The organism is Blautia sp. DFI.1.216, assembly GCF_020594215.1.
GTDB classification, from domain to species: Bacteria; Bacillota; Clostridia; order Lachnospirales; family Lachnospiraceae; genus Blautia_A; species Blautia_A wexlerae.
In genome coordinates this window covers 1-26,772 of record NZ_JAJDML010000044.1, presented here as the reverse complement: position 1 = coordinate 26,772, position 26,772 = coordinate 1, and the positions used below count along the sequence as shown (strand labels likewise).

Annotated in this window: 25 protein-coding genes, 1 pseudogene and 1 riboswitch; of the genes and pseudogenes, 5 read left to right on the top strand and 21 right to left on the bottom strand. The window is 40.5% G+C overall.

Translation table 11 applies throughout. From position 1 onward, the window contains the following. Positions 1 to 91: 91 nt before the first annotated feature. Positions 92 to 1,138: a LacI family DNA-binding transcriptional regulator gene (locus tag LJE11_RS14670; RefSeq protein WP_227296139.1), complete on the bottom strand. Its 1,047-nt coding sequence runs from the start codon at positions 1,136 to 1,138 to the stop codon at positions 92 to 94. A 422-nt stretch (positions 1,139 to 1,560) separates the two neighbouring features. Continuing rightward, positions 1,561 to 2,586: a glycoside hydrolase family 5 protein gene (locus LJE11_RS14665; RefSeq protein WP_331466303.1), complete on the bottom strand. Its 1,026-nt coding sequence runs from the start codon at positions 2,584 to 2,586 to the stop codon at positions 1,561 to 1,563. A gap of 71 nt (positions 2,587 to 2,657) precedes the next feature. On the opposite strand from LJE11_RS14665, the pseudogene LJE11_RS20875 reads away from it, so the two are divergent. Further along, positions 2,658 to 2,891: pseudogene (locus tag LJE11_RS20875) on the top strand (helix-turn-helix domain-containing protein); the annotation flags it as partial. 25 nt (positions 2,892 to 2,916) lie between these two features. On the opposite strand, the gene LJE11_RS14655 reads toward LJE11_RS20875, so the two are convergent. Next, the gene (locus tag LJE11_RS14655; protein WP_025581036.1) at positions 2,917 to 3,375 is read right to left on the bottom strand and encodes a ferritin-like domain-containing protein; all 459 of its coding nucleotides are present in this window, start codon (positions 3,373 to 3,375) and stop codon (positions 2,917 to 2,919) included. Between the two features lie 358 nt (positions 3,376 to 3,733). Between LJE11_RS14655 and LJE11_RS14650 the strand changes: the two genes are divergently transcribed. Then, entirely contained in the window at positions 3,734 to 5,101 is a 1,368-nt protein-coding gene (locus LJE11_RS14650) for an MATE family efflux transporter (RefSeq protein ID WP_025580257.1), read from the top strand. 118 nt (positions 5,102 to 5,219) lie between these two features. Here the strand turns inward: LJE11_RS14650 and LJE11_RS14645 are convergent, their stop codons facing one another. The 15 genes from LJE11_RS14645 to LJE11_RS14575 all read right to left on the bottom strand — a co-directional run bounded on the left by LJE11_RS14645 (position 5,220) and on the right by LJE11_RS14575 (position 20,044). Further along, on the bottom strand, positions 5,220 to 5,648 hold the full coding sequence (locus LJE11_RS14645) for an SseB family protein (RefSeq protein ID WP_227296138.1): 429 nt from the start codon (positions 5,646 to 5,648) through the stop codon (positions 5,220 to 5,222). A 104-nt stretch (positions 5,649 to 5,752) separates the two neighbouring features. Beyond that, positions 5,753 to 6,064, bottom strand: a complete 312-nt coding sequence (locus LJE11_RS14640; RefSeq protein ID WP_008705112.1) for a YbjQ family protein — start codon at positions 6,062 to 6,064, stop codon at positions 5,753 to 5,755. Continuing rightward, positions 6,045 to 6,686 (bottom strand): MerR family transcriptional regulator, encoded by a 642-nt coding sequence (locus LJE11_RS14635; protein WP_025580254.1) that lies wholly within the window; start codon positions 6,684 to 6,686, stop codon positions 6,045 to 6,047. The genes LJE11_RS14640 and LJE11_RS14635 overlap by 20 nt, the downstream gene beginning before the upstream one ends. 153 nt (positions 6,687 to 6,839) lie before the next feature. Then, on the bottom strand, positions 6,840 to 8,153 hold the full coding sequence (locus tag LJE11_RS14630; RefSeq protein ID WP_173744454.1) for a Na+/H+ antiporter NhaC family protein: 1,314 nt from the start codon (positions 8,151 to 8,153) through the stop codon (positions 6,840 to 6,842). Between the two features lie 90 nt (positions 8,154 to 8,243). Continuing rightward, positions 8,244 to 9,098 (bottom strand): YitT family protein, encoded by an 855-nt coding sequence (locus LJE11_RS14625; protein ID WP_118617358.1) that lies wholly within the window; start codon positions 9,096 to 9,098, stop codon positions 8,244 to 8,246. A 188-nt stretch (positions 9,099 to 9,286) separates the two neighbouring features. After that, positions 9,287 to 9,940 carry a zf-HC2 domain-containing protein gene (locus tag LJE11_RS14620; protein WP_227296137.1) on the bottom strand — a complete coding sequence of 218 codons (654 nt, stop codon included), beginning with the start codon at positions 9,938 to 9,940 and terminating at the stop codon, positions 9,287 to 9,289. A 1-nt stretch (position 9,941) separates the two neighbouring features. Next, the gene (locus LJE11_RS14615) at positions 9,942 to 10,451 is read right to left on the bottom strand and encodes an RNA polymerase sigma factor (protein WP_117674928.1); all 510 of its coding nucleotides are present in this window, start codon (positions 10,449 to 10,451) and stop codon (positions 9,942 to 9,944) included. 20 nt (positions 10,452 to 10,471) lie between these two features. Further along, positions 10,472 to 10,768, bottom strand: a complete 297-nt coding sequence (locus LJE11_RS14610) for a hypothetical protein (RefSeq protein ID WP_055058326.1) — start codon at positions 10,766 to 10,768, stop codon at positions 10,472 to 10,474. 128 nt (positions 10,769 to 10,896) lie between these two features. Next, on the bottom strand, positions 10,897 to 12,066 hold the full coding sequence (locus LJE11_RS14605; RefSeq protein ID WP_195565318.1) for an ABC transporter permease: 1,170 nt from the start codon (positions 12,064 to 12,066) through the stop codon (positions 10,897 to 10,899). After that, positions 12,047 to 12,958: an ABC transporter ATP-binding protein gene (locus LJE11_RS14600; RefSeq protein ID WP_195565319.1), complete on the bottom strand. Its 912-nt coding sequence runs from the start codon at positions 12,956 to 12,958 to the stop codon at positions 12,047 to 12,049. The genes LJE11_RS14605 and LJE11_RS14600 overlap by 20 nt, the downstream gene beginning before the upstream one ends. Position 12,959: 1 nt before the next feature. After that, complete coding sequence (locus LJE11_RS14595) at positions 12,960 to 13,736, bottom strand: hypothetical protein (protein ID WP_195565320.1); 777 nt, start codon at positions 13,734 to 13,736, stop codon at positions 12,960 to 12,962. Positions 13,737 to 13,738: 2 nt separating this feature from the next. Next, entirely contained in the window at positions 13,739 to 14,320 is a 582-nt protein-coding gene (locus LJE11_RS14590; protein ID WP_195565321.1) for an RNA polymerase sigma factor, read from the bottom strand. A 372-nt stretch (positions 14,321 to 14,692) separates the two neighbouring features. After that, positions 14,693 to 16,963, bottom strand: a complete 2,271-nt coding sequence (locus LJE11_RS14585) for an ATP-binding protein (protein WP_195565322.1) — start codon at positions 16,961 to 16,963, stop codon at positions 14,693 to 14,695. A gap of 13 nt (positions 16,964 to 16,976) precedes the next feature. Further along, positions 16,977 to 18,755 (bottom strand): ABC transporter substrate-binding protein, encoded by a 1,779-nt coding sequence (locus tag LJE11_RS14580; RefSeq protein WP_025580242.1) that lies wholly within the window; start codon positions 18,753 to 18,755, stop codon positions 16,977 to 16,979. Between the two features lie 217 nt (positions 18,756 to 18,972). Further along, positions 18,973 to 19,048, bottom strand: a riboswitch (cyclic di-GMP riboswitch). A gap of 375 nt (positions 19,049 to 19,423) precedes the next feature. Beyond that, positions 19,424 to 20,044 carry a DUF3786 domain-containing protein gene (locus LJE11_RS14575; RefSeq protein WP_173684004.1) on the bottom strand — a complete coding sequence of 207 codons (621 nt, stop codon included), beginning with the start codon at positions 20,042 to 20,044 and terminating at the stop codon, positions 19,424 to 19,426. Positions 20,045 to 20,578: 534 nt separating this feature from the next. Between LJE11_RS14575 and panD the strand changes: the two genes are divergently transcribed. The 3 genes from panD to LJE11_RS14560 all read left to right on the top strand — a co-directional run bounded on the left by panD (position 20,579) and on the right by LJE11_RS14560 (position 22,907). Further along, the gene (gene panD, locus LJE11_RS14570; RefSeq protein WP_173684005.1) at positions 20,579 to 20,971 is read left to right on the top strand and encodes an aspartate 1-decarboxylase; all 393 of its coding nucleotides are present in this window, start codon (positions 20,579 to 20,581) and stop codon (positions 20,969 to 20,971) included. 109 nt (positions 20,972 to 21,080) lie between these two features. After that, positions 21,081 to 21,920 (top strand): pantoate--beta-alanine ligase, encoded by an 840-nt coding sequence (gene panC / locus LJE11_RS14565; RefSeq protein WP_173684006.1) that lies wholly within the window; start codon positions 21,081 to 21,083, stop codon positions 21,918 to 21,920. A gap of 3 nt (positions 21,921 to 21,923) precedes the next feature. After that, positions 21,924 to 22,907 (top strand): bile acid:sodium symporter family protein, encoded by a 984-nt coding sequence (locus LJE11_RS14560; RefSeq protein WP_173684007.1) that lies wholly within the window; start codon positions 21,924 to 21,926, stop codon positions 22,905 to 22,907. 801 nt (positions 22,908 to 23,708) lie between these two features. Here the strand turns inward: LJE11_RS14560 and LJE11_RS14555 are convergent. From LJE11_RS14555 to LJE11_RS14545, 3 genes are all read right to left on the bottom strand, one after another. Next, complete coding sequence (locus LJE11_RS14555; protein WP_195565323.1) at positions 23,709 to 24,869, bottom strand: sensor histidine kinase; 1,161 nt, start codon at positions 24,867 to 24,869, stop codon at positions 23,709 to 23,711. Continuing rightward, the gene (locus tag LJE11_RS14550; RefSeq protein WP_195565324.1) at positions 24,862 to 25,551 is read right to left on the bottom strand and encodes a response regulator transcription factor; all 690 of its coding nucleotides are present in this window, start codon (positions 25,549 to 25,551) and stop codon (positions 24,862 to 24,864) included. The genes LJE11_RS14555 and LJE11_RS14550 overlap by 8 nt, the downstream gene beginning before the upstream one ends. Before the next feature lie 69 nt (positions 25,552 to 25,620). Further along, the gene (locus tag LJE11_RS14545; RefSeq protein WP_195565325.1) at positions 25,621 to 26,436 is read right to left on the bottom strand and encodes a hypothetical protein; all 816 of its coding nucleotides are present in this window, start codon (positions 26,434 to 26,436) and stop codon (positions 25,621 to 25,623) included. Positions 26,437 to 26,772: the final 336 nt, after the last annotated feature.

Genomic DNA, 26,772 nt, shown 5'->3' with positions numbered 1-26,772 from the left:
CTCCATGTCTCACAAATATAGGAAAGCTCTTTGTACACTTTTCACATATGCCAAAGAGCTTTTCTATAATTTTTTGTATTAATGCTGTCACCTATAGATTCACAGGATATGTAGTCTGTCCCTGACGCACCTCTACCGGAATAATTTGCTTGTGAGGAACCGGACGACGTTCTTCGATAAGATCAACCACCGAGTTTGCACTGATTTCCGCAAGCATTTCTATGTTCTGGCAGATACTGGTTGCTTCCGGATAACAAAGTCTGGTGATATCTGTTCCATCATAAGTAACAACCCTAAAGTTATCCGGAACTTTTCTGCCTGCTTCCATAGCCAGATGCATATAATAAAGTGCAGGCTGATCAGTCCCAAATACACCATCTATCCCATCACACTTCTGCATCGCTTTTCTGGCTATTTCCCGGTAATCTTCATGACCAAATTTGTTCCACTCCATAATCACATCTATGACTTCCACTCCATGCTCTGTCAGAATGGTTTCAAGAATAGCATGTCGGTCATTAGCCGCAATATCAGGAGCCACACCTGAAATATTCAGGACTTTCTTACATTTATTTTTTATTAAAATATTAGCAGCCATTTCTCCTCCGGACATATGGTCCGATCCTACCATGGGAATTCCAGAACCGAAATCTCTGTCAAGGGAAACAATTGTTTTCTTTCTCTTCAGATACTCATCACCTTCCAGCGTATGTGATCCGGTAATAATACCATCTACCATATTTCGATCCAGCATATCCAGAAATTCCCGTTCTCTGTTACTTATACCTATGGTATTTCCAATCAGTGTCTTGTATCCCATTTCATAAAGAGCTGCCTCCGTTTGTCTCACATAACTAGAGAAAAACGGATGATCTACATCTGGTACAAGAATACCTACGATTCCGGTTTTATTGCGGAACAGATTTCGTGCCAGCTCATTAGGTTTATATTGTAATTCTTCAATTGCACTTTCTATCTTTTTTCTTGTATCTGCAGATACATAACCAGTTCCATTTATAACTCTGGAAACGGTTCCCACCCCTACGCCTGCTCTGCGCGCTACATCTCTTATACTCGCCATACCTACTTTTCCTGTTCTGTTATTACTTTTCACAATCACATAATAATTACTGTTCATACGCCTATCCTGCAAGGTGTTTTGACATGCATATACCAAAATTCCATTGCTGCAGGCAATCTGGAATAAATTTTAATAAGATAAGTATAGCACTGCGCATTTGTTCTTACAATTAATAAGTTGCCGAAAAGTGGCCCTTTCTTTCGTCAAACTGGAACATGTTCCAGTTATGTATCCAGACAGTCCTGCACAGACTGCCTCTTTTTTCCAACTCTTATACCATACAATTTACGTTTTATACTTATTAAACATCTCCGCTTACTTCTGTTCTTCATTTTTGTTTTATGTAAAAAGGATGCCGGGGGACAAATCCGACATCCTTTTTGCTGTTAACTTATGTTTATTTGCAGCAATCCTCATAAATAATACATTTGAGAGGTTTGCTATAGAAATGATGCAATTTATTTGTTATCCTGCTACTATTATTCGCCTCTGTGTTTACCCTGAGACAGATCCTCCACTACTTTTGCATAGTATTTATCTACGCTGAAGAATGCCATGCAGATTACACAGATTACAAATGTGATAACCGGTATCCATGCGAATGCGATTGAAATAGAGGACAGTGCAGATGCGCTCTGAACCTTAAGCTGTGCCTCAGCAACTGCGTTGTAGATTTTCTTCTTTTCTTCAGCACTGACTGTTTCCTGTGCCATTCCTTCTACACCGTTGAGAACTGTCTGTCCACCCTTTGTATCGCAGCCAACTGCAAGAGAGTTAAACAGGCACCATTCGCCGCAGATTACCGGGAAGTATTCCTGCATTTCTGCGATGTCCTTTTTCAGCTCTTTTACATATTTCACGTACTCTTCTACAGTCTGCTGGCAGCCCTTCATTTCTGCAACCATCAGATACTGATGAATATCCAGAACTACGTTCTTGTATTTGTCTTCACGCATAAAATCTTTCCATGCTTTTAAGCAGAATGCATCATGGAATACCACATATTTGTCTTCCGACATATGTTTGCGGATTCTGTCGTATGCTTCCAGATAAAAACCACGGATGAATTCCATTGTATTTAGCTTTGTTCCTTTAGCTTTCTCAGGATCAACCGCAGGATAGCGTTCTGTATCCTTCATGGATTCCCACATATCTTCCAGTATTGGCTCGTTCAGGATCTCAATTCCCCATAATCCTTTTCTTGTTCCGTATCTCTCTGCCAGTCTTTCCAATACTGTAAGCTCGAACTCCACTTCGTCCGGCTCCTGTGACCATTTGCATACACCACTGATTCCACCGTTGTCAAATCCATTCTGGCTGTCCGGTGCTGTATGAAGATCAATCAGAATCTGCAGTCCATATTTTTCAGCCCAGTTAAATGCTTTATCCAGTTCTTCAATACATCCGATGAATGGTTCTCTGTCACCGAAAATGAAATATGGAACCAGGATTCTCACTGCATCCATTCCCATGGATTTAATTCTTGTGAAGTCTCTTTCTGTAATGTACTCAGAACGATGGATCTTGATTCTTGCTTCATAGACTTCTTTCTGATATTGCCACCAAAAATATCTGGGTGGAGCAGTCCAAAGATTACATTTTCAAACATTTACACGAAAAAATCCGCATCCAGGATATTGCAGAGTATCTGCATCTGAATGCGAATTATCTTTCTGAACTATTCAGGCAATGCGAAAACGTTACTCTTACGGATTTCATTTTACAGGAAAAGGTAAAGCTTACCAGGAATCTTCTGGCTTGTTCCCCCTATTCTTATATTGAAATCGCCACTTATCTGGGATTTTCCTCTCAGAGTCATCTGGGAATTTTCGCTGTTATGCCATTCCATTCACTGTTTTATACTTATACAGCATCTCCGCATGATTCTGCTCCTCAATCTGGATATCTGCCAGCAGCTTGCGTACACCACTGTCGCCAAAGGCAAATACATCATCATTGTATGTTCCTGACACCAGCTTCTCTGTACCAATACAGTCTGTTGCAAGAAACGCATCGTGCTCTTTGTCTTCCGGTGAACTCATAGCTGTATAGACCGCTTTTGGCTGATAATCTCTGCCTGATCTGTCATTACAGTTACATTCAGGCACACTTCCGGAAAGAATCATTGACAAAGACTCATAATGCTTCTGTTCTTCCTGCTGGATATTCCGGAAAAGATTTTTAAGCTCCGGGTCTCTGGCCTGTTCTGCGTATTTTCCATACTTTTCCACACAGCTTTTCTCTTGTGTCTGAAGATCTTCGATTACTGAACGTTCCTTTTCTTTTAAAATCATAGTCTGTTGTCTCCTTTTTTAAGAAATACTGTATTTTGTTACATGAAAATAGTATGGATAAAAAATGCTTTTTTATTCTCTGTATCATGACTTATGACAATTTCAGAGAATATTTTGTGTTACTGTTCACATGCCACTGTCCCGCGAGGTGTTTTGGCATGAATATGCCAAAATCCCGAGACATACAAGCCAAAATTCCATTGCCGCAGGCAATCTGGAATGAATTTTGGCTACGTTACTGTGAACGGAGTGAACAGTAACTATTTTGTTCCAACACCACTGTATCAGAGTGAATTTCTGTTTACTTTATGATATACTTATATGCACGATAAAAGTTTTAAACTTAGGAAGATTTATAATGAAACGAATTGATTTTGAAAACGGAACTGTGACCAACAATATATTAAGCGCTGCGCTTCCCATGCTGGTAGCGCAGATATTGAATCTTTTATACAACATTGTGGACCGTATCTATATCGCCAGGATCCATGATATAGGAACAACTGCACTTGGCGCTGTGGGCTTATGCTTTCCGATCATCATGATCATTACTGCTTTCAGTAATCTCTTTGGTTCCGGAGGTGCACCAATTTTCTCTATCAACCGCGGAAAAGGAGATTCCAGGACTGCTGACATGATCATGAATACTGCTTTCACCATGTTATGTGGAAGTGCTGCTGTGCTGATGCTGATCGGATTTCTTTTTGCCCGCCCCTTACTGACTCTGTTTGGTGCTTCAGATGATGCTCTGGTTTATGCGTATCCCTATCTGATGATTTACCTTCTGGGTACTCTCCCTTCCATGATAGCAACAGGAATGAATCCTTTTATCAATGCACAGGGATATGCCATTATCGGTATGCTGTCAGTAACAGTCGGTGCAGTGACAAATATTATTCTTGATCCGATTTTTATTTTTGTTCTGGATATGGGGATTAAGGGTGCAGCGATTGCTACTGTCATCTCTCAGATTCTCTCTGCCTTGCTTGTATTTTATTTTCTTCATGGAAAATCAGAATTGAAGGTAAGATGGATTCATATAAATGAGATTTCTGAGTGCACCAGACATGCCAGGGATATCATCAGTCTGGGGTCTGCTGGATTTATCATGCAGCTGACTAACAGCCTGGTAAGTATCTGCTGCAATAATGTTCTTTCCGTGACAGGCGGTGATATTTATATCTCTGTCATGACTATTATATCCAGTGTTCGCCAGATGGTGGAGACGCCTATCCATGCGATCAATGAGGGAACCTCTCCTGTTCTCAGCTACAATTACGGAGCCAGACGTCCTGACAGAGTAAAGAAAGCAGGGGTTGTTCTGATCATTATGGTTCTGATCTATACAGGTATCATGTGGAGCGTCATTCTCATTGCCCCTGAATTTCTGATCGGAATCTTCAGTTCAGATAAATTGTTATTGAAGGATGCCGTTCCTGCGCTGAAGCTTTACTTTGCAGCCTTTATTTTTATGGATCTGCAGTATATTGGTCAGACAGTGTTTAAATCATTGAATAAAAAAAAGCAGGCGATTTTTTTCTCCCTGCTTCGTAAAGTATTTATCGTGGTTCCGCTGACTTATTTCCTGCCCTATGGATTACACATGGGCACAGATGGCGTGTTTATGGCAGAGCCTGTATCCAATGTGATCGGTGGTTCTCTGTGTTTTATTACCATGTTGGTTACAATCTTGCCTGAATTGAACAAAATGGGAAACTCCCGATAAGCAGAAAAGTCCTCAGTATTTATCCATTTTTAACTATCGCATAACTTTGCAGAAATTGTAAAAAGGATAAACAATGAGGACTTTTATTTAACTGAACATGAGAGTTCTTTACATAGCTTCATATATTTCCCAATATAATATTAATCAGGTTCTTATCGAGCATGATCGTCCGGTTCCATGGGTTGAGGATAATTCCCTCAATCTCATTTACCTGTAATGCTGAAGGAAAAAGCTGATCTATGTCTGTCAGAAAAGTGGATTGTACGCTTCCGCCACCTTTCAGTTCTTCCTCAAAGCTTGTAAATGCCGCCCACCAGACTTTTTCATCTCCGGTTTTCACTGTGCCGATCCGGAGCTGGCTGTCTCCTGTGGGCGGTTCTACTGAAAGGATAAACTGGCCGTTTTCTCTCATTCGTCTACGGATTACAGTCAGTGTATGTGCCAGCATTTCCTGAGTGGCTTCCTGCTGCAGAGCAGCGATCGCCTGCTCTATTTTTTCATTTCCCTGAAGACCTTTATCCTGATTTACATTCTTATTATCGCTCATATTGTTACCTTTCATCTGTGGTGATATCACTTTTCAGACAGTGTGTAAGATCATATTTCAGGGATGTCGGCGGCAAATCTCTCATGCCGCCGGCATCCTGTCATTTATTTATATTTCACAGCAGTTCCATATGCGATCACTTCTGCTGCCCCTGACATTACCTGAGAGGAGCCGTATTTTACACCGATCACAGCATCCGCATTCATCTCTTTGGCTTCATCCACCATACGCTTGGTGGCAATCTGTCTTGCCTCATTGAGCATTTCCGTATAGCCTGTGATCTCTCCGCCTACCAGAGTCTTCATCCCTGCCATGAAATCTTTTCCTACATTTTTTGTCTGTACAACTGTTCCCTTTACAATTCCCAGTGCCTCAAACTCTACACCCGGAATATATTCAATACTTAGAAGCTTCATCCTCTTCTCCTCCTTCAATCTCTTTCATGCGTCCTGCAAGTGCTGCCAGAATTCCTCCGATGATCACAACCGGTATGGCGATCAGAAATATCAGCAGTCCGGTCGGTATGGGATCTTGTGTATTTGCCCACAGCATAAGCCCTATGGTAAATCCCATAAGCAAGATCATAACTACTGCTCCAATGATCGCTCCTGTCCTTCTTTTCTTACGGATATCTGTTTTCTTTATATCCATAAACCTTGCACCCTCTTTCTCCATCTGCTCGATTTCTTCCAGACAGTTCTCGGCATTCAAGGTATCCAGAGACTGATGCTCTGCGATCAGGCGCTGGCACATTTCCTGCATTTTCACAAGGCCTTCCCTGCGGCGTTCCAGTTCTCCCAGGTGCTGTTCCAGACAGACCTGCAGGCTTTTCCTTTTTTCAAAAAGAGCTCTCATCTCTTCTATGGAAATATCCATCTTCCGGAATAATTTGATTTCCTGAAGTCTGGCAATATCTGCCGTATGATATTCCCGGTATCCGTTCTCTGCACGCTCCACATTCAGGAGACCCTGCTCTTCATAAAAACGGATATTCTTTCTGGTGATGCCTACCAGCTCTTCCACCTGTTTGATCTTCATACTGCTACCTCTTGCTTTCCTGACAGCAGATATAGCTGATCCGCTGCTCTACTGCCCTGTCTGTGCTTCCTTTATACTGCTTCCACAAGGAGGAAGGTCAAGTATTTTTTGAAAGAAATTGAAAAAAATATAGCTTCCGGCAGGGGGAATCTTTTAAGCTCCTGTACGGTCTGAACCTCTCATAATTGTGATCAGAGAGCTGAGCAGCAATAACATGGGATAAAACAATTTCGGCATAATCTGAAATGCAGAAATCTCACCACCCAGTTCGTTCACTGCTGAGATTGCAACCAGCATCTGTGCACCATATGGAATCACTCCCTGGAAAACACAGGAAAAAGTATCCAGTATGGAAGCTGTCTTTCTTGGTGTAATCCCATACTCTTCTGCCATTTCCTTTGCGATAGGGTTTGCCATTACGATCGCCACTGTATTATTGGCAGTGGCAATATCCATAGTTCCTACCAGAAGTCCCATTCCAAGCTGTCCGCCTTTCTTTCCGCGGAAAATTTTATGGATCCAGCCAAGAAGCGCATCGAATCCACCATACTCACGTATCAGCGCACACATGGCAGCTACCAGAATCGCCACCATACAAGTCTCAAACATTCCGGATACACCGGATCCCATATTTTTCAGGATCTCTACAGGTGTGGTATGTCCTCCGATCAGCATAATAAATGCTCCGGATACGATTCCTGTCAGCAATACCACAAACACATTGATCCCAACAATTCCTCCGATCAATACCAGCACATACGGTATTACCTGAGTCAGATGATAGGGCTGGATCACACGGCCCTGGATTTCTGTCTGAAATGACAGGATCAGGATTAAGATCAGTGTGGCAACGGCTGCCGGAAGAGCGATCCAGAAGTTTTCCCTGAATTTGTCTTTCATCTCACATCCCTGACCATTACATGCAGCAATCGTCGTATCTGAAATAAAAGAAAGATTGTCCCCAAACATGGCTCCTCCCATAACAGAAGCCACACAAAATGCCAGATCAAATCCTGATGCTGTGGAAACTGCTGCTGCAATCGGTGTCAGAAGGGTAATGGTTCCCACAGAGGTTCCCATAGCCACAGACACAAAACAGGCAACTATAAACAGCACAGACACTGAAAATCTGGCAGGTATCAGACTCAGCATACAATATGCAACACTCTCAGCACTGCTTCTTCCCACAACTCCTACAAAAGATCCGGCTGCAAGGAAGATCAGAAGCATGGTGATGATATTTTTGTCCCCAACTCCCTGTGCCATGATCTCCAGTTTCTTATCAAAATCCAGCGATCTGTTCTGCAGACAGGCAACCAGGATTGCAGCAAGAAATGCTACTACAATAGGCACATTATAAAATCCCATGGGGATTTCCATCACATACTCAAACAAAATGCCCAGTCCAAGGTATAATACAAGAAATACACCAATGGGAAGCAGGGCAATTCCTTTTCCTTTTCTCATCTTTCATCCTCTTTCTACCATAATCTCTTTATGGTTATATAATCACTCTGCTATTTTAGCATACCCACAGCTTTCCTGCCATAATATTTCTCACAGCTTGGGCTGATAGCGCATATCCGATACATTGTAAACCGTCACAAAAGCCTTTGGATCTTCATGATTGATGTAAGCCATCAGCTTCTGATATTCTGTTTTGTCTACTATCGTGATGATCTCATTGCGTTTCTTCATATTATAGGCACCTGTCGCTTCATAGATTGTCGCTCCGCTGTGCAGATCTTCGATAATGAATTTACGCAGTTCTTCCTCTTTCTGAGTGATGACGCAGACACGACGTTTAATATTATGGTCAAAGATAAAGTGATCCAGAACTATTCCATTAAAGTATGTTCCCAGAATACTCAGCACCACTGTTTTCTTATCATATACAAGCGCTGCGGAAAGAGCCACACACATACCGGAAAGAGACATTGCTTTTCCCAGTTCCATGTGGAGATATTTGTTCATGATCTTTGCCACAATATCCAGTCCGCCGGAGGATGCATTTCTGTTAAAAAGAATGCTCAGTCCTACGCTGACCACCAGGATATAGCACAGCACATCCAGCTCCTGACTGTTGGTCATAGAGCCAAAATCCGGGAATAATTTCTCAAATAATCCGAGAAATAAGGGCAAAACGATACTGGTGTAAACTGTTTTTACGCCAAATTCGCGTCCGCAGGTGATGAAGCCAATGATCAGAAGTACCACATTCAAAATCATGGTGATTGCAGACAATGATAAAGGTACAAAGTTTGATAACACGATACCAAGACCGGAGATACTGCTTACAGAGGTATGGCTCGGCACCAGGAAGAAATAAACTGCTGCCGCAATGATTGCTACCGCACCTGTCAGGATCAGCGCTTCCTTTATGATATCTGCATAATTTAGTTGTTTTTTCATAGTTAGGTTTCCTGTCTTTCTTTCCATATTCTTGTTCTATTGTAACATATGGGAAGAGAATGTCCATCAGCAATTACAAAAAGAGGCTGCCTTCCATGACAACCCCTTTGTAAATCCTTATAACCTATAGGACTGCTATAAAATTCGCTTTCATATTTTAGATCGTGTTTGAAAAACACTCTAAGATTTTATCCTAACGGCTCTGTATGTTCTTCAGATAAATAAGCCTTCTGTTCTTCCTCCGGAGCTTCCCAGATTGTTGTTGTAGTTCCATCCTTATCTACATATACTTCTTTTATCTCATCTTTCTTCAAAATATCATGAATATGATCATATGGATAAAAAATACAGCTTACATATTTTTCCCACAAACTCTGTTCAAAATGGATAGTCATTACACCTGTTTTCCTGTCCAAAGATGTGCTCCAGCGATAATTTCCTTTTATATTTGTTCTATATGTTACTTCATCTTTATTATCCTCAATAATAGTTATCCCTGCATCTTTGTAGCTGATATATGTGACATGTTTATTCATGAACGTGAACACTGCCACAAAACAAACTATGGTTGCTGCTATGGAAAGCAGGATTGTTTTTATCTTTCTTTTCTTTAAAAACTTTCTGAAACTCTTCAGATCATTTGCTTCATGGCTGCTTTCTTTTGTCTGTGCAGAGATCTTCATATCATTTTCAAGGCCTGTCTTTGTCTCATGGTATACCCGCTGGCAGATTTCGCAGTTTTGCAGGTGTTCTTCTACAAGTTCTTTTGTGTCATCACTTACCACATCATCAATGTATAATGGCAGAATATCCTGAATCACATTACAATTTATTTTTTCCATGTTACTTTTCCTCCTGACTTATCTGTGCTCGTATCATCTGGCGTGCACGATGGTAAGTTACTCTTGCCCACCCTGCACTTTTCTGATAGCATTTTCCGATCTGCTCAAAGGAGAGCTCACCGTATATCCGCAGGTGAAATACTTCCCTGTAGGGTTCCGGTATCAGTTCTGCATAGCGTTTGAGATTCCGAACTGTCTCATCCTGCACGATCTGATCCAGTACTGCCGGGGATGTATCCTGCATGGAATCCTGCATTATTTCTGAAAATTCTTCGCCTACATAGATTTTATTTCGTCTGCAATAGCGGAAATATGTATTCTTCGCAATTACAAATAGCCATGCGCGGATATCCTTCCGGCCATCAAATTTCTCAATATTATTCATTGCCTTCAGGAATGTTTCCTGGGTGATCTCCTCTGCCAGACTTTCATTTTCGGAAAGTGCCCGGATATAGAGAAAGACATCATGGAAATACTTCCGGTAGATTGTTTCGATTTCTGATTTTTCCATTCCTGCTCCTTGTATTTTTATTATCCTACTGCATCTTTCGGGATTTTTAATGGCCCTGTCTGGCCGATCGTGGTGCCGTCCTTATCCAGAATATAACCATCTTTATCCTGATATGACCCTGCCGGCGGTGTCCACATAGATCCATCTGACGACCTGATCTGTCTTCTTCCATTGAATGTCTGAACACGGTTCTGATTTTGTTGTATCTGCATTGAATATGCACGGCTGCTCACCTGAGTATCACTGTCTGTATCAGATGCACAACCTGATAAACCAACCATAACTGTCAGAATGAATATTCCTAAATATCGTTTCATGATGATCCTCCTGTCTGCTGTATCATTATTTTATCTGATGTCTTTCTATATAACTAAGTCACAGACAGAAGAAACGTTACAGGAAAATTTATATTTTGATATTTTAACCGAAACAAGTAAATTTCTTCTTACACTACCTGTTTAACTTTATAATGCAATATCCCTTTGGTCAGAGACACTGCCAACACACCCACAGCTATTACAGCTACAACGTACCAGATACTGTATATATCATTCAGATTCACCTGCATAATGAGAAACATCGGCATCGAGTCCACCAAAATCCATACAAATCCACCAAAAAAAATCCGTACAAGCAATGGAATTGCCCAGCATATTGCAGTTACAACTACAGCTCCAAACATACTGTCCTGATATGCTGAAATACACAATGTAATGGCATTTAATGATAAAAATGCCAACATCCCCAATATCAAAAGCACTGACAAATAACTGAAAAATGGAACTTTATCCACTGTCTTCCACATACTTCCCGAAATGACTACTCCTGTCAGATTGTATCCTCCCTTTAAGTCATACACGATTTTGCATAATCCCCATGCACTTCCTGTAATTCCTGCATATAACAGAACTGTTATCGTAAAAGAAGCCAGAACTTTGGCTGAAGTATCCTTCCTTTTCCCCTCCACTGTTGTAAAGATTACTGGTAACATCTTTGTCTGACTTTCCTCTGCAAAAATACCTGAAATCACACAGAGGATCATAATACTTCCCAAAATCAGTCCAAACTGCAGCAGTTCTCCGAAAACTTTCCAGCCTGTGGTATATTCCAGTGTTGGTTTGAGCTTCCACATTGACAATATCTCATTTTTCATCTGTTTCTTATCGTTTTTTTCTGATTTGCTGTCTATATTTTCATTGTATTCTTTATAGGCTTTCCATAAATCAGTGTCCTTAAGCCTATATCGCTCTGTAGGTTTTACTCCATTCTCCCAGCTTCCATTTGTAAAAAATCTTGTTACAAAATCATTCAGATAATTACCGTTCTTCCAGCCAGACATATTTTCATTTAATTCCGAAGGAAGTCCATATTTATCTACAATCTGATTGATTTTTTCATCTGTGACAGTACCCGCATACTCTTCTGTAATTTTTTTATTCATCTGTACTGCTTCATATCCTGAATAGCTCCGACCATCTATTACACATCTCTCATCTCCCACTTCCGCAAACCAGAAATACACAAACATCAATCCCAAGATTGCTAATATTCCTATCCAGAAAATCTTCCTGTGAAAAATTTTATAAAGTTCCATCTTATACAACTGTATTCTCATCTCTTCTGCTCCTTATTCTGTTAATATCCTGTGTTTGATAAAGATATGCATCCTCCAGTGTTTCCTCTGCAAGTTCAGCAGCGGGAAATGGGCATTTTTCTGAAATAATCCTCAGTTCTGCCTGGTTTTCCTCACTGCCGTTTCTCAGGTTACTTACCATATACTGGTTACAAAGTTTTTGTGCCACATCAGTCGAAACATTACATTTCCAGACATATCCCTTTACACTTGCAGTAATCCCCTGTTCTGTTCCACTACAGATCAGTTCACCATCCTTCATAATTAAAATCTGATCAGCGATGTATTCAATATCGGATACAATATGTGTCGAAAGTAATACTGTTTTTTCTTTTCCCAATGAACTGATAATATTTCTAAATTTTACCCTTTCTTTCGGATCCAATCCTGCAGTCGGTTCATCCAGAACCAGAATTTCCGGATTATTGAGCAACGCCTGGGCTATTCCTACTCTCCGAAGCATTCCCCCTGAAAAAGTTCTAAGCTTTTTCTTTTTATCCTTCTGAAGTTCTACCAGTTCCAGCAGTTCCTGAATCCTCTGCTCGGAACACTCCGCTGACATAGCTTTCAATGCAGCTATGTATCTCAAGAATCTTTCTGCTGTAAAATTGTCATAATAACCCAGTTCCTGTGGCAGATACCCCAGAAGCCTGCGGTACTCTGCTCCCATCTGAGCAATTTCCATTCCATCATAATAAATATTTCCTGTGGTTGGCTGCAAAACTCCACAGATCAGACGCATCAGAGTTGTTTTTCCCGCCCCGTTTTCTCCGAGCAGACCATAAACTCCATGTTTAAATGTATAACTTACCTGTTTCACCGCTGTTTTGTCTTTATATTTTTTCTGAACCTCGTATAACTTTAATTCATGCATATTATGCCTCCTCAAACACCATTTCTCCTGCCGAGAACAATCTTTTTACCTGCACAAATGTTAATCCTCCTGCCACTGCACACACACCTGCCCATATACTGATTGAAGCAGAAAATAATGCGCCAGAAATGTTTGATACCACTATACAAACACCTGAACAGATAAGAATTCCTGCTGCCATTGCCACTGATGCTTTTTCTCCTGTTTTAAAAAGTAAAATCCCGAAATCTAATGAACCTGATACGAGATATGCTGTCAAAATATATATCACTGTCTGCAAATTTGATACTTCCCATGTATTTCCTGAATATAATGCCAATAACATAATAACTGTAAAATTAATGCTTCCGATAACCATCAGCCCTGCTGCCGCACACATTCTGGTATCAAAATAACAGGTTGCTCCCAACTCTGCCATTTTTCCAAAATATAACTTGTTAATCCCCCAGACAGAAAGCGTGCTCAAACAACCAGAAATTATCATACTTACCATTATCGCATCATTTTTCCCTGTTCCTGCATACTGCAAAAATACCATCAGCGCAAAACCTGCAAAAACTGCCATAATATACACAATTACATATGTTTTATCTATAAGTCTGAATTGCTGCCACAAAATATCCCTCAATGAAATCTCTGTTCTTTTTCTCTGCTTTTTATTTTCATTTTTGTCGATCTCATTTTGAAGATATTCATACATTTTTAATATCCGCTTCTGTTCCGGACAAACCTGTATTTCCGCTTTTTGAAAAAGCCGTCTGATATCTTTATCCTGCATTCTCATTGATCTCCTTCCTTTATCATATTTTTCATCTGCTGAATTCCAATACGATATCTCGACTTTGCAGTAGAGAGACTACAATTCATCATCTTTGCAATATCTTTAAATTTCAATTCCTCATATGCACGCAAAATGATTACCTCCCTTACCTCCTGGGAAAGTCTGTTCAGTAGTCCTTTCAGATAAAGATAATCTTCCATTTCTTTCATTTTATCTGTTCCGCAAATATCTGGATATTGCTGAATATTTTTCGTGTTTTCACTTATTTTAAGAATTCCGTTTTCATTCTCAGCTTCATAACTGCGGAGATTTTTTCCTGCCTCTTTTTTTCTCTGCTGATAATCAAAGCAGAGGTTTCTGGCAATGGTAAGAAGATATCCTTTCAGATTGTTTCTTTGATAAGATGTCCCATATTTCATAAACTTCAGGAAAGTTTCCTGCGTAATATCATAGGAATCTTCTTCGTTCTGTATCATGTAAAGACAGAAACGGAAAATGTCCGCATAATATTGTTTTATAATGTCAGATAATGCCTCTTTATCTCCGTCCCGTACTTTCTTCAGCAGCTTTCTGTCACTCATTATATATTCTCCTGTTGTAAAACGTCTTACATATTATATAACCATAAATGATGTAAAAAAGTTCACAAAACTTATTACGTTTATAAAATTTCTCATGGAAAAACTGCATTGAAAGAGTTCTTCTGCTTTATATTGCATAATTACATGTTTCTGATAAATTACCCGATATGGGTATAGAAGTTATAGATGTGCATAATCGAATACAAAAAGATTCCGAGCATACATTAGAAAAACAGGGAGATAAATTTCTTATCTCCCCAAAACTGACGATTCGTATTTTAAGCTACGATCCACTTTTCCTCACTCATGTAACTCATATGATGTTCCAAGCACCTGATCCAAAACAGCAAGTACGGGTTTATTATTTAATGGTTACTGAGCAATGACCTGCGTTTCGGTACCCCCCCCGCCGCCGGATTTTATGCTTCTTATTGTCTTTTCCAGCGTCTTCATATCAACCGGTTTTGAAATATGGGCATTCATACCAGCTGTCAGAGAATGCTGAATATCCTCTGAGAATGCATTGGCAGTCATGGCAATAATCGGAATTGTCTTTGCCAGCTCATGGGAGCTTCTGCGGATTGCCTTCGTTGCCTCATAGCCGTTCATGACAGGCATCTGTATATCCATCAGGATCATATCATAGTCACCAGGAACAGACTGTTCAAATGTCTCCAGAACCCTTTGACCATTTTCACAAATCGTACACTCCGCGCCCTCAATCTTTAACAGTTCCGTCAGAATCTCCGCATTCAGCTCATTGTCCTCTGCACACAGAAATCTCATTCCTTTCAGGATATTGCCATCCTGCTCTTCTGTTTCTGCCTGTGAATCCGGAGAAACAGATCTTTCTTCTGCGATTTTCAGATCCATAAAAACCTCAAAACAGCTGCCCTGTCCCGGTTCACTTTCTACATCAATGGTTCCGCCCATCAAATCAACCAGATTTTTGGTGATTGCCATTCCAAGACCGGTTCCCTGTATCTTATTTGTCAGGGAATTTTCTGCACGGGTAAAGGCATCAAAAATCGTGTTCTTGAAATCTGCCGACATTCCCATACCATTATCGCAGACTAAAAAGCGATACTTTGCATAAACAGATGAATTTGATTCACATTCCTCTGCCAGAAGCTGAATTTCTCCACCTTCCTGTGTATATTTTATTGCATTAGACAGCAGATTACTAAAAATCTGCATCAGATGAACCTGATCCCCGTTCACCCACTCATGCCTGATGTTTTCTTTTGTAATTGTAAGAGTCTGCTTCTTTTCAGATATCTGAGAACGAAATATAGTGTCAATCTCCTGTATAAAATCCGGAATAGAAAAATCAGAATACTTGAAGACAGTTTTTCCTGCTTCAATCTTACTCATATCCAGAACCTCATTAATGATTCCTAACAGATGCTGTGAGGAAGTATCAATTTTATCCGCATACTCTATTACCTTGCCTTTATCACCGGCATCATGTCTGATTAAGGACGTAATACCAATGATCGCATTCATAGGAGTACGTATATCGTGAGACATATTGGCAAGAAAACTGCTCTTGGATCTGTTCGCCTCCTGTGCCACCTGAAAAGCATCCTCTGCCGCCTGTTTTGCCTGCCGCAGCTTTGTATTCACTGTTTCCAGCTTGGCATTATTTTCCCGCTCCAAACGGATTGCTTCCTGCTGATTTCTGTACATAACAAAGGAAATCCCCATCATAACACAGGCAGCTACGATAACCGTAAAGATAACGATAAATACCATAACAAAATTGACAAGTTTTAATGTATTCGTAGCAACATACTCCGCCGGAACCAGAAAGATAAGTGTCCATTCGGCATTTTCCATTCTTTTTAATCCGTAAAAATATTCTGTTCCATCCAGAACTGCATTAGAATAACTGCAGTCTTTTTTCTCCAGTTCCGCCTTTGTTTTCTCAAAGGAAGAATTGTGAAGATACTTCATATTCTGTAAAACAGAAAATACATTATGGCCCTTGATCAGTTCCACCTGATTGCTGTTGAACAGTTTAGATCCATTATCATCCAGTACATACACACTGTTGTTTCCGTTATAAGCTTCGCAGTTAAAATATGGATTTAGCTGTTCCATGTCCTGGGCAATTCCAAAATAGAGAATTGAAGTTTTCTTTTCTCCATTTTGAAGATGTATGGGCTCCGGCAAACGATTCAGAAATACCATCTTTGACTGGTTATCCGTCATAGAATCAAAAACAAAACTGATCTTTTCAGGACTTTCTTCAAAATAATCCAGTTCCCGGAAAAGTCCCTTGTTTCCGGATTCTGTATAATATCCGCCTTCTGAATCCACTGCCATCAACGTAATCTTCTGCTCTGCATATGCTGATAATTCATATTTCTTTTTCATGTGTCTGCAGAGTTCATCTGTAGTCTGTACGTTTGCATCTCTCAGATAATTACATTCTTCCGTTACCCGATTCCAATGGGAATCGATCACATCCTCCAGATTTTGAAACATTTGACGGGTAACCTCTTCCATCTGGTTTAATCGTTCCTCATAGATAATATCCTGGATATAAGTATGATACAGGAAAAAGAATGCAAGAAACATCGCTATACCAGTCATACAACAACCCAATATTAAGTTCCGGTAACTCTTTGCCTTCTGCATCCTTCTCCTCCGCTTATTTCCATTCAGCGTCTGCTTCACTTAAAGTTTCAAATTGCCCAAAAAACTCCTTTGCCGCATCCATACCCACAACACCACTGTCTGTCACTTCCGTTTCTGATGCCAGTTTTTCACTGATTCCGGAAATTGCAACCTGATAAGTCTTTCCATCCTCCAGTTCCATATCTTCAGGATTTACCAACATATATGGATAATTCTTGCCTGTACCAACTGCATCATAACCTTCTTCATACAATGCCTGAATCTGTTTTCCTGTCAGCCTGATTGTTTTAATCGTCTGTGACCAGCCAGTCGGAAGAATGATACATACATCATAGTCTGTAATATTCTTTGCATACAGTTTTCCGCTCACACCATCATTGTTCTGGTTCGTACCATTTCCACTGATCCATGTTCCAAGGGATATAAGAGCAACGTCACTTCCGGTTGCCTCGGCAAAGCATCTGCCCACCAGCTTTGCACAGCTTTCCTGTGAAATTTCCTCTGTAGCTGTTGTGATCACTTCCGGCTGATTATTTACCACGCTGTCCTGATCCTCATCCAGCTGATCTGCCACATCCTTTATTGATGCCTTATCCTGCATGAATTCCAGCATTTTGGTTCCGGTATTTACAATCGTATTTTCCCATCCGGAATAAATAAACGGTGTCGTATTCCCTGCATTGATAAAATCCGAAATATCTGCATAGAAGGTGTCATCCGCCTTTGCATCTTTGAAAGGAAGCAGTCCTGCTTTTAATGTACTGTCCGGATACAGGGCACTGGTTCCTTCTACCGTAGACAGCACCTTCATGACTTTTAATGCATCTTCAAGTTTCTCAGGATCATTCTCCAGCTTTTTATTCAATCCATAAAAACGGTTTACATTTAAAATAAATACATTCTTGCTTCCATCTTCAGACAGGTATGGCATCAGACCAAATTTGTCCGTTGTATCTTCTGATTCCATAATGCCATTCTGTGGTCCCAATAGAAACAGTGAATTTCCCTTTATAAAAGCTTCTCTTGTTTTACTATCATCTACCGGATCACTGTTGCTGCAGTCAAGCATACCGAGATTTTTCCATTTCTGGATATATTCCATGCTGTCCATCATGCCTTCCGTGTCACTGACATTTGCCTTTCCTGACAGGTAATCTTTCTGCCACTGCTTTCCAGACATAGTACCAAGGAATCCCGCATCCGCAATATTACATATATACTGGAAGGCTGAACCAGGATACTGAATCTGTGCCATACATAACGTAACTCCTGCTTCTTTTGCCTTGTCTGCAAGTTCTTCAAGCTCTGTAAAAGATGTTGGCAGCTTCCAGCCATGCTTCTCAAGCAGTGTTTTATTATAGGTGATTCCATAACAGTTGTACAAAGATGGAAGCATATAAAGTGCACCCTCATCGGATACATCTTTCAGACGTGATTCCACATAATTATCTGTAAAATCGTATCCTGAGAGATCAATCATCTTATCACTGACATCCACCACATCTGGCTTATAAAAAGTCTGTGTGCAGATGTCCGGAAGATCATCTGCCTCTAACATATTCTGCAGACAGGTTGTTGTATTTGCTCCGCTGTACGGGACTACTTCAAGCTCAATCTCTGGATATGTTTTATGCACTTCTTCTATAAAATTGTCCACTTCCAGATAAGGAGCCATAAAAGTAATTGCTTCGTGCTTCTTTGGTGTTTCATCTGTTTTCCCACACCCTATAAGTCCTGTTGCCGCTATACATGCCAAAATAAGACATGCACTTTGTACTTTTTTGATTTTCATATTTTTCTCTCTTCTCCGATAAAATCATTATGGTTCCGTTTATGAAATAACATCCCTGCTTGCAGGATTCTTCGCCTGCGAAGGGTCGCTTCAGCGACATAATTCCCCTCCGTCGCAGTGCGATCCTGCCCGGAGGTCTTTTTTATGTTATAGGAACATTACGGAGTAATTTCCTATAACATAAAAAAACACCGTCTCACAGACAGCGCACATCATTTCATGCAACTGGCTGCCATTTTACAGGCCCTGTAGCTTTGCGTCACAGACTTTCATCTGCTTTGCCGATCGTCGTTCTATTACAGATTGTAAATTTATGCAAAATATTGATTTCATTATACTCCTACATTCCACTGTACACAAGAAAAACCTCGCCGCTTTAACGCTAAAAAAAGAACAGCCGATTATATATTCGAACTGTTCTCCTACTTCCGAATTCCACGCAACATTGACATTACTGTTTTCTGCTCATTTGTACTTATAGCAATCCTCTTAAATGCATTATTTACGAGGATTGCTATAGATTGATTATTCCATATTCTTAAAACAACAGCTCCATCTGATCCCCCACTTCAATTCTCGCAGTGACAAGTTCATCCGGTTCTTTCCCTCTTTTGTGTTCAGCTTTCAGATACTGCGTACCGCCCTCCAAATGACCGGCTGCAATGTATTCAGCCGATGGTCTGCAGTATAGTCTTCAGAAGATCTCCCTGAAGATAATAGGTTGTCTCAAAATGAAGATATGATAACGATACCTTATCCCACAACAGTAAAATCTTTGGCAGGAATTCTTCATCCCCATCCCAGAACTGAAGCAACACAGAAAAACCCGGAAGAACAGGCATTTCAAATGTCAGATCCGCCCCTGCCAAACGCTCCGTCTGCTTTCCCCCCAGACAGGTGCAGGCCTGCTTTACCTCTTCCACTTTTCCTGAAAATGCTTTTGCATACTTTTCCACAAAGGGGGCTGTTGACGGACTGCTTCCGGCAGTTACAAACCTGCTCACAGGCTGCCACTGCCCGGTCAAAGGCGGCAGTACTTCCTGTCCGGAGCAACAGAGAAAATCATAAATTGTCATAACAATTGTATATTCTCTGCAATCCGTCCATTCATCATCCGCAACATATTCAATGGCACCATTTCCGCGATCGATCCGATATTCTGTTCCGATATATTTCAAATACAGATATTCTTCATCATGTTTCAATCCATATTTCTCTATCAGCTTATCCTGATCATACTTTAGAAACAACTTTCTTCCCGTATATACCTGTTTTTCATAATTATCCATAATATACTTTATTCCATTTCTTATTTAACCGAATCCGCCCGGCACACTACTCTCTTTTCATAGATATATTCTAGCAAACTGTCTGTCAGAAATCAATTATGTTTTATCGTCTCGGGATTTGGGATAGTTGTATGTGAACAGTAGATAAACAATTTATTGACAAATAACCGACCAGATGTAATAATACCACTCAGAGATAGTATTTGGACTCAAAACTATACTCTGGCTGAAATCACTGGAATCTTATATAAAAACAGCCAGCCGGAACCCGAAAGCGGAAACGGAAGGATGTATGTAATTTTAAAAGATAGGAGCCGGTATTTATGATACAGGAAATCAGATTTCCCCTAATCTATGGAATAACAAGCCATATTTTATGTATCAGAAACAGGACTCAATATACAGGGAATCAATCAGAAGCGTTTCAGGGTCAAAGTGTATCCTGATGCGCTTTTTTTGCAGATCATAAAGGTATATTTCCTTTTTATGGAGCTGCATGACTCTGATTTTTCCCGCAGGAAAGGACTATATAAGATGACAATAGAAATGTTAAAAGGAAAAATCCACAGAGCAACTGTTGTCCAGGCCGAACTGGATTATGTGGGAAGCATTACTGTGGATGAAGAACTGCTGGAAGCTGCCGGAATACTGGAATATGAGAAAGTTCAGATTGTAGATGTGAACAACGGCAGTCGATTCGAGACATACACAATCTGCGGAAAACGCGGAAGCGGTATGATCTGTCTGAATGGAGCAGCAGCAAGATGTGTAAGCACAGGTGACAAGATTATCATCATGGCTTACGCAGGGTATGAGCCTGAAGAGGCACGTACTCATAAGCCTGCAGTTGTATTTGTAGATGAAGAGAATAAGATCAGCAGAGTGACCAATTATGAGAAACATGGTCTGCTGAAAGACATGGCCTGAAAACATTGATATCAGGTTAGAGACTATCATAAGATGAAAGTGAATTCAGAAAAGAGGCTATCTCAAAATCTATGATACCGGTCCATTGACCGAGAAAGAGGAGATAACAATGCAGGTAACAAAAACAGTAGAAGAAACAAAAAAACAGATCAAAGCATGGAAAAAAGAAGGTAAAACTATAGGTCTTGTTCCAACAATGGGATTTCTTCATGAGGGACATGCAAGTCTGATCAAAAAATGCAGAGAGCAGAACGACATTGTAGTTGTGTCTGACTTTGTCAATCCAACACAGTTTGGTCCGACAGAGGATCTTGAGGCATATCCAAGAGATTTCGAGCGAGACAGTAAACTCTGTGAGAGTCTTGGCGCAGACCTGATCTTCTGCCCTGAACCTTCTGAAATGTATCATGATCCCCATGCATTTGTAAGTATCGATACATTATCTGAAACACTTTGTGGAAAAACACGTCCTATCCATTTCAAGGGTGTGTGCACAGTTGTAACCAAACTGTTTCATATTGTAGCCCCGGACAGAGCATATTTCGGACAGAAGGATGCTCAGCAGCTTGCCATCATCCGCAAGATGGTCCAGGATCTGAATTTTGATATAGAGATCGTAGGCTGCCCAATCATCCGTGAGGAGGACGGACTGGCAAAATCCTCCAGAAATACATATTTAAGCGATGAAGAGAGAAAGGCTGCTCTCTGTCTGTCCAGATCCGTAAAACTCGGACAGGAAATCATCCACGCAGGCATTTCCGCAGAAGAACTTCTCGGCAAAATGCGTGCAGTGATCGAAAAAGAGCCTCTGGCAAAAATCGACTACGTTTCCATGGTAGATGCACTTACCATGCAGCCTGTGGAAAAAGCAGATCATAATGTTCTCGTAGCAATGGCTGTCTATATTGGCAAAACAAGACTGATCGATAACTTCAGCTACGAGGTATAATATATGGAAAATATTTTAAAGAAAATCGAAAAAATCAGCAGTTTTGCATCCAGATATATTGGAATCATCATCATTGCCTTTTCATGCCTTGCCTTTTTCTGGAGGGATGGATTTGCATGGATGACAAATTATACGTCTGTTTTTCTGGGTGTGATCATGTTTGGCATGGGACTGACCATACGTCTGGAAGACTTCCGTGCAATTTTTTCCAGACCAAAGGAAGTGATCATTGGCGCAGTTGCACAGTATACGATTATGCCAGTCGTGGCCTGGGTATTGTGCAAAGTCATGAATCTTCCTGCAGATCTGGCTCTGGGTGTGATCCTTGTGGGATGCTGTCCTGGTGGAACAGCCAGCAATGTGATCACCTATATTGCAGGCGGTGATGTTGCACTTTCAGTAGGAATGACAATTGTTTCCACTCTGGCTGCTCCTGTTATGACTCCATTTCTTGTGTACATTCTGGCAGGTGCCTGGGTGGAAGTATCCTTCTGGGCAATGGTACTGTCTGTTGTAAAAGTAATTCTGATTCCTGTACTTCTTGGAATCCTTCTTCGTACACTTGCAGGAGAGCATGTAGATAAAGTTTCAGATGTCATGCCATTGATCTCTGTTGTTGCCATTGTTATGATCATTGGCGGAATCGTGGCCGTTAATGCAGAGAAAATCTTAAACTGCGGAGTTCTGGTCCTTGGTGTTGTTGCAATCCACAATTTCTGTGGTATGATGCTTGGACTCCTTGCAGCCAAAATTTTCCATGTAGAATATACACGGACAACAGCTATAGCTATTGAAGTCGGCATGCAAAACAGCGGACTGGCAGTTTCTCTGGCAGCAGCTAACTTTGCAGCCAATCCACTGGCAACACTTCCAGGTGCTATTTTCAGTGTATGGCATAATATTGCCGGCTCTATCTTTGCAGGGATCCGCCGTTCCGGCGCAGAGAACCAGACACGCACAGGTGAAAATGGTGTGTCTGCAGCATAAATAACAAAAGAACATAGAAAACAGAAAAACCCCGGAAACCTTACGGTTCCGGGGTATCTTACGTTTGTGAGGTTCTTAAAATCTCATTATTTTCTATGATTTTCGTGTCTATATTGTCCTGTATTGCGGATTTTCCAAGCTATATTTCTATTCTCTTCATTTTTTAGTATCAAAATGGTATCACAGCCGATTTTTCATGAGCTGTCAACTTTCCGGTTGCAGATTCCCACCTTGACTGTTATAATCGAAACATGGGTGCTATCATAACGGTAGGCGGTTAGTCCTTCAGCAGAGGTTGCTGAGTGCCAGCGGCACTCGTTTTGCAACGACCGAAGTGAAACGGAGACCTGTGACCCTCTGATTACATAGAAACTCGAAAGAGAATCCACTGGAAAGGAGGGCTAAGCCATGAGTATTGTTGATTTTATAGCAGTAGTGAGCTTCGGCTTAACCTGCTTTGGTCTTGGATATACCTTTAGCAAGGATAATACTAAACCACAAAAATAGCCGCCCTGGTCTGGTAAACTAAGCGGCAATTTTTGTCAAAACATATATCGGACTAACCGTCTATCGGTAGCACTCTTTTTCTATAATCATATTAGCACGCATGTTCAGAAATGTCAAAAAATTTTTATTCTACTTTTTGAAGTTTTGACATATCCAATCCATGCCAGATCATCATCAGAATATCCCATTTTTAATTCTATGTACATTAAATTGTTAATCATTCTTATTCTCTCCTGATTCCAAATTTTGCAACATCTCAACAAACTGGAAGCTGTAAACCTTATTGTTCCTAAATTAACTGTGGCATACCATTGATAAACATATGCCATGCCTGTCATTTTTCGCACTAAGTTTCCATCCGTGCATTTCAACGATTTCTTTTGAGAGGGCAAGCCCTATTCCGCTGTTTCCGTTTTGTCCCGTATGAAAACGTTCAAACATATGGGAAAAATCCTCTGTGCTAAGTTCTCCTCCATCGTTCCAGATGGAAAGGACTTGATTTTTCCACGATATTTCGATTTGACTACACGCATATTTTACGGAATTAGTTATCAGGTTAGCAACAGCGTGTTCCAGCTTCTCCGGGTCTCCGTTGACATATCCTTCGTCCAGTTCTAACGATACTGAAAGGTTTCGCCTGTTCACAATTCCTTCAAGCGGCATCAAAATATCTTGAACCAGTGATGCCATTTCTATTGGTTCACACTTTAATGGTTCCGTACCGCTTTCCATTTTTGATAAATACAGGATATCCTCAATAAGTTTACTCATACGCTCCGTCTGAGACACTATCATTCTGCCCGCTTGAGAATAATCGGTAATGACTCCCATTTCAATCTCCTCCGCATATCCGCAAATTGCCATAAGCGGGGTTTTTAATTCATGAGATGTATTTTCAAAAAAGGTCTTCTGAGCTTTGTCATTTTGTTCAAGTTTTTTCCCGAGAAAATATCCAATGGCAGCACCGAGAGCGGCAATGGCAAAAGCATCCAGCAAAACACCAAAACTGATTTCTTTTACGAGTTCTGGTTCGCCGGTAACATCCACATAAGCAAGTAATCTCTCATTGCTGTCTTCGTAATACTCTGTTCTGGCTTTCATATAATAAGTTGCTTCGTTAATTTTTGCCCTTTGCATTTCATCAGACGGGTGTGTTTCATACCAGTCAATAAGTTTCTTCTCTTTGGGTGTCAGAATCTGATATATGTCATCCCTGTTTTCTGAATCTGCCCCCATATATACAAGTGAGGCATAATATAAAGAGCCTGTATCATTTTCAGATTCGTAATTCAAATATTCGTCTGAATTCAAAGTAAAAACGTTTTTAATTGCATTCTCAGCTCTCAGCTCTATTTTTTTATTAAAAACTATGTTCAGAATCAGCAGGCTCAAAAGCATGGCTGCCATAACGGCGGAACCTGTAAGTGTGGCAATTTTATAACGTGTCTTATTCATTACAATCCTCCAGTTTATAGCCATAGCCCCAGACAGCACTAATGCGAACTTTGCTGCCTGCTGTCTTCATTTTCTGCCTGACTCTTCTTACTGTCTCATCGACAACTCTGGTTTCTATCTCCGTAGAATCTATTCCCCATACTTTGTCGAGAATTTCATTCCGGGGGATTGCCGTTCCACCATGTTCCATAAGACATCCCAAAAGCGAAAATTCTGTCATAGTCAGACCAATATCATGCTCTTTCACAATGGCATTATGCTTCTCCCATGAAAAACACACATCACCAAAGGAAATATCTGCCTTTACCGGTATATTCATTTCAACTCTTCGGAACAACGCATTTACCCGGACAACAAGAAGTGACGGCGAAAATGGCTTAATCAGATAGTCATCCCCTCCATACATAAATCCCTTCATATGGTCAGACTCTGAATCCTTTGCCGTCAAAATAATAATAGGAACTGATGATATTGTCCTTAACTTTTTACATATGGAAAGACCGTCTGAACCCGGCATCATAATATCAAGAATAACAAGATCACAGGGCTTCTCCTGAAAAACAGAAAAGAGTATATCACCATTCTTGTATGCTGTTACCTCATATCCGGCATTGGATAAAAATTCTGTGAGTATTTCTCGTATATCCTGTTCATCATCTGCCAAATAGATTTTTTTTGCCATATCTTTAATCCCACATGAGGGGAGTCCCTCAGAAATTCTGTGAGATTCCCCATATTATATCTTTCAAAATCAGTATGTCTGTATTTTAGTTCCACCTGCTTTCGCTTCAAGAGCGATTGCCTGTGCCTCCAAAGCATCAATCTCATCTGAATACTTCGCATAGCGAGAAGCAAATTCCTCGTCAGAGAGGTTATCAGAGCCGTTATAAATATTGTCATAGATTGCATCAATTTTATTGTAAATACTGTTAAGCTGATTGACTTCATCTTCGCTCAAATTTCCATAGTATCCCTCATACCAACCCGCTTTCTTTTCAAGCGTTTCAATCTGTGCGTTCAGTGATGTAATCTCGTCATCATACTTTGCATAGCGGGCTTCGATCTCATCGTCTGAAAGATCATCGTCCGTCCACACTTCCGCATCAATTTCTTCGATTCTTTCATATGCTTTCTGAAGCTGTTCTGCTTCCTCTGCGGTGAGCTTGCCTGTATCGTACAGAGCATTATACCCATCCTCGGAATATTCATATTCCTCGTTGTCGATCCACCCGGCTTTTTTATCAAGCTCCTCAAGGCGATCCATGAGGGTATCGGTTTCATCCTGATACTGATCGTATCTGGCATAGATATCTTCATCAGAAAGACCATCTGCATCTTTCATTACCTCTTTGTCGATAGCGTCAGGTCGGTCATAAATGGAGTTAAACTCTTCAATCTCCTTCTGAGTGAGAGAACCATAATCTACATTTGTTTGTGTTACCTCTGATGTAGTCACTGTCTCCTCCTGTGTCTCCTTCTGGGCAGCCATGGCAGGAATACCTGCGGATGTAGTCATTGCTGCTGCAAGTGCTATTACCATTCCTCTTTTGAATAATCTGTTCATCATTTTAGTACCTCCTGATTTTTTATTTACCGGTTGTTCGGTATGGCTAAAGTATAGCTCAGGCAAATGTAAAAATATCCTTAGAACAGTCATGAAAATGTCAAGAAAGTGTAACAGTACAAGATTTCCTATAAACCATATTTACTCTCGCCTCTTAAGGGTTACAATCTTTTTTCAAATACCCAAAATTTTTCTAAATCTGCAATTCCGATTTACCTTCACCTTATTATACCATAGTGCTTTCTAAAGTGCTATTCTAATATATACAAAAGTGTAAAAGAGCGATCTCGTTACTGTTCACTCCGTTCACAGTAACGTAGCCAAAATTCATTCCAGATT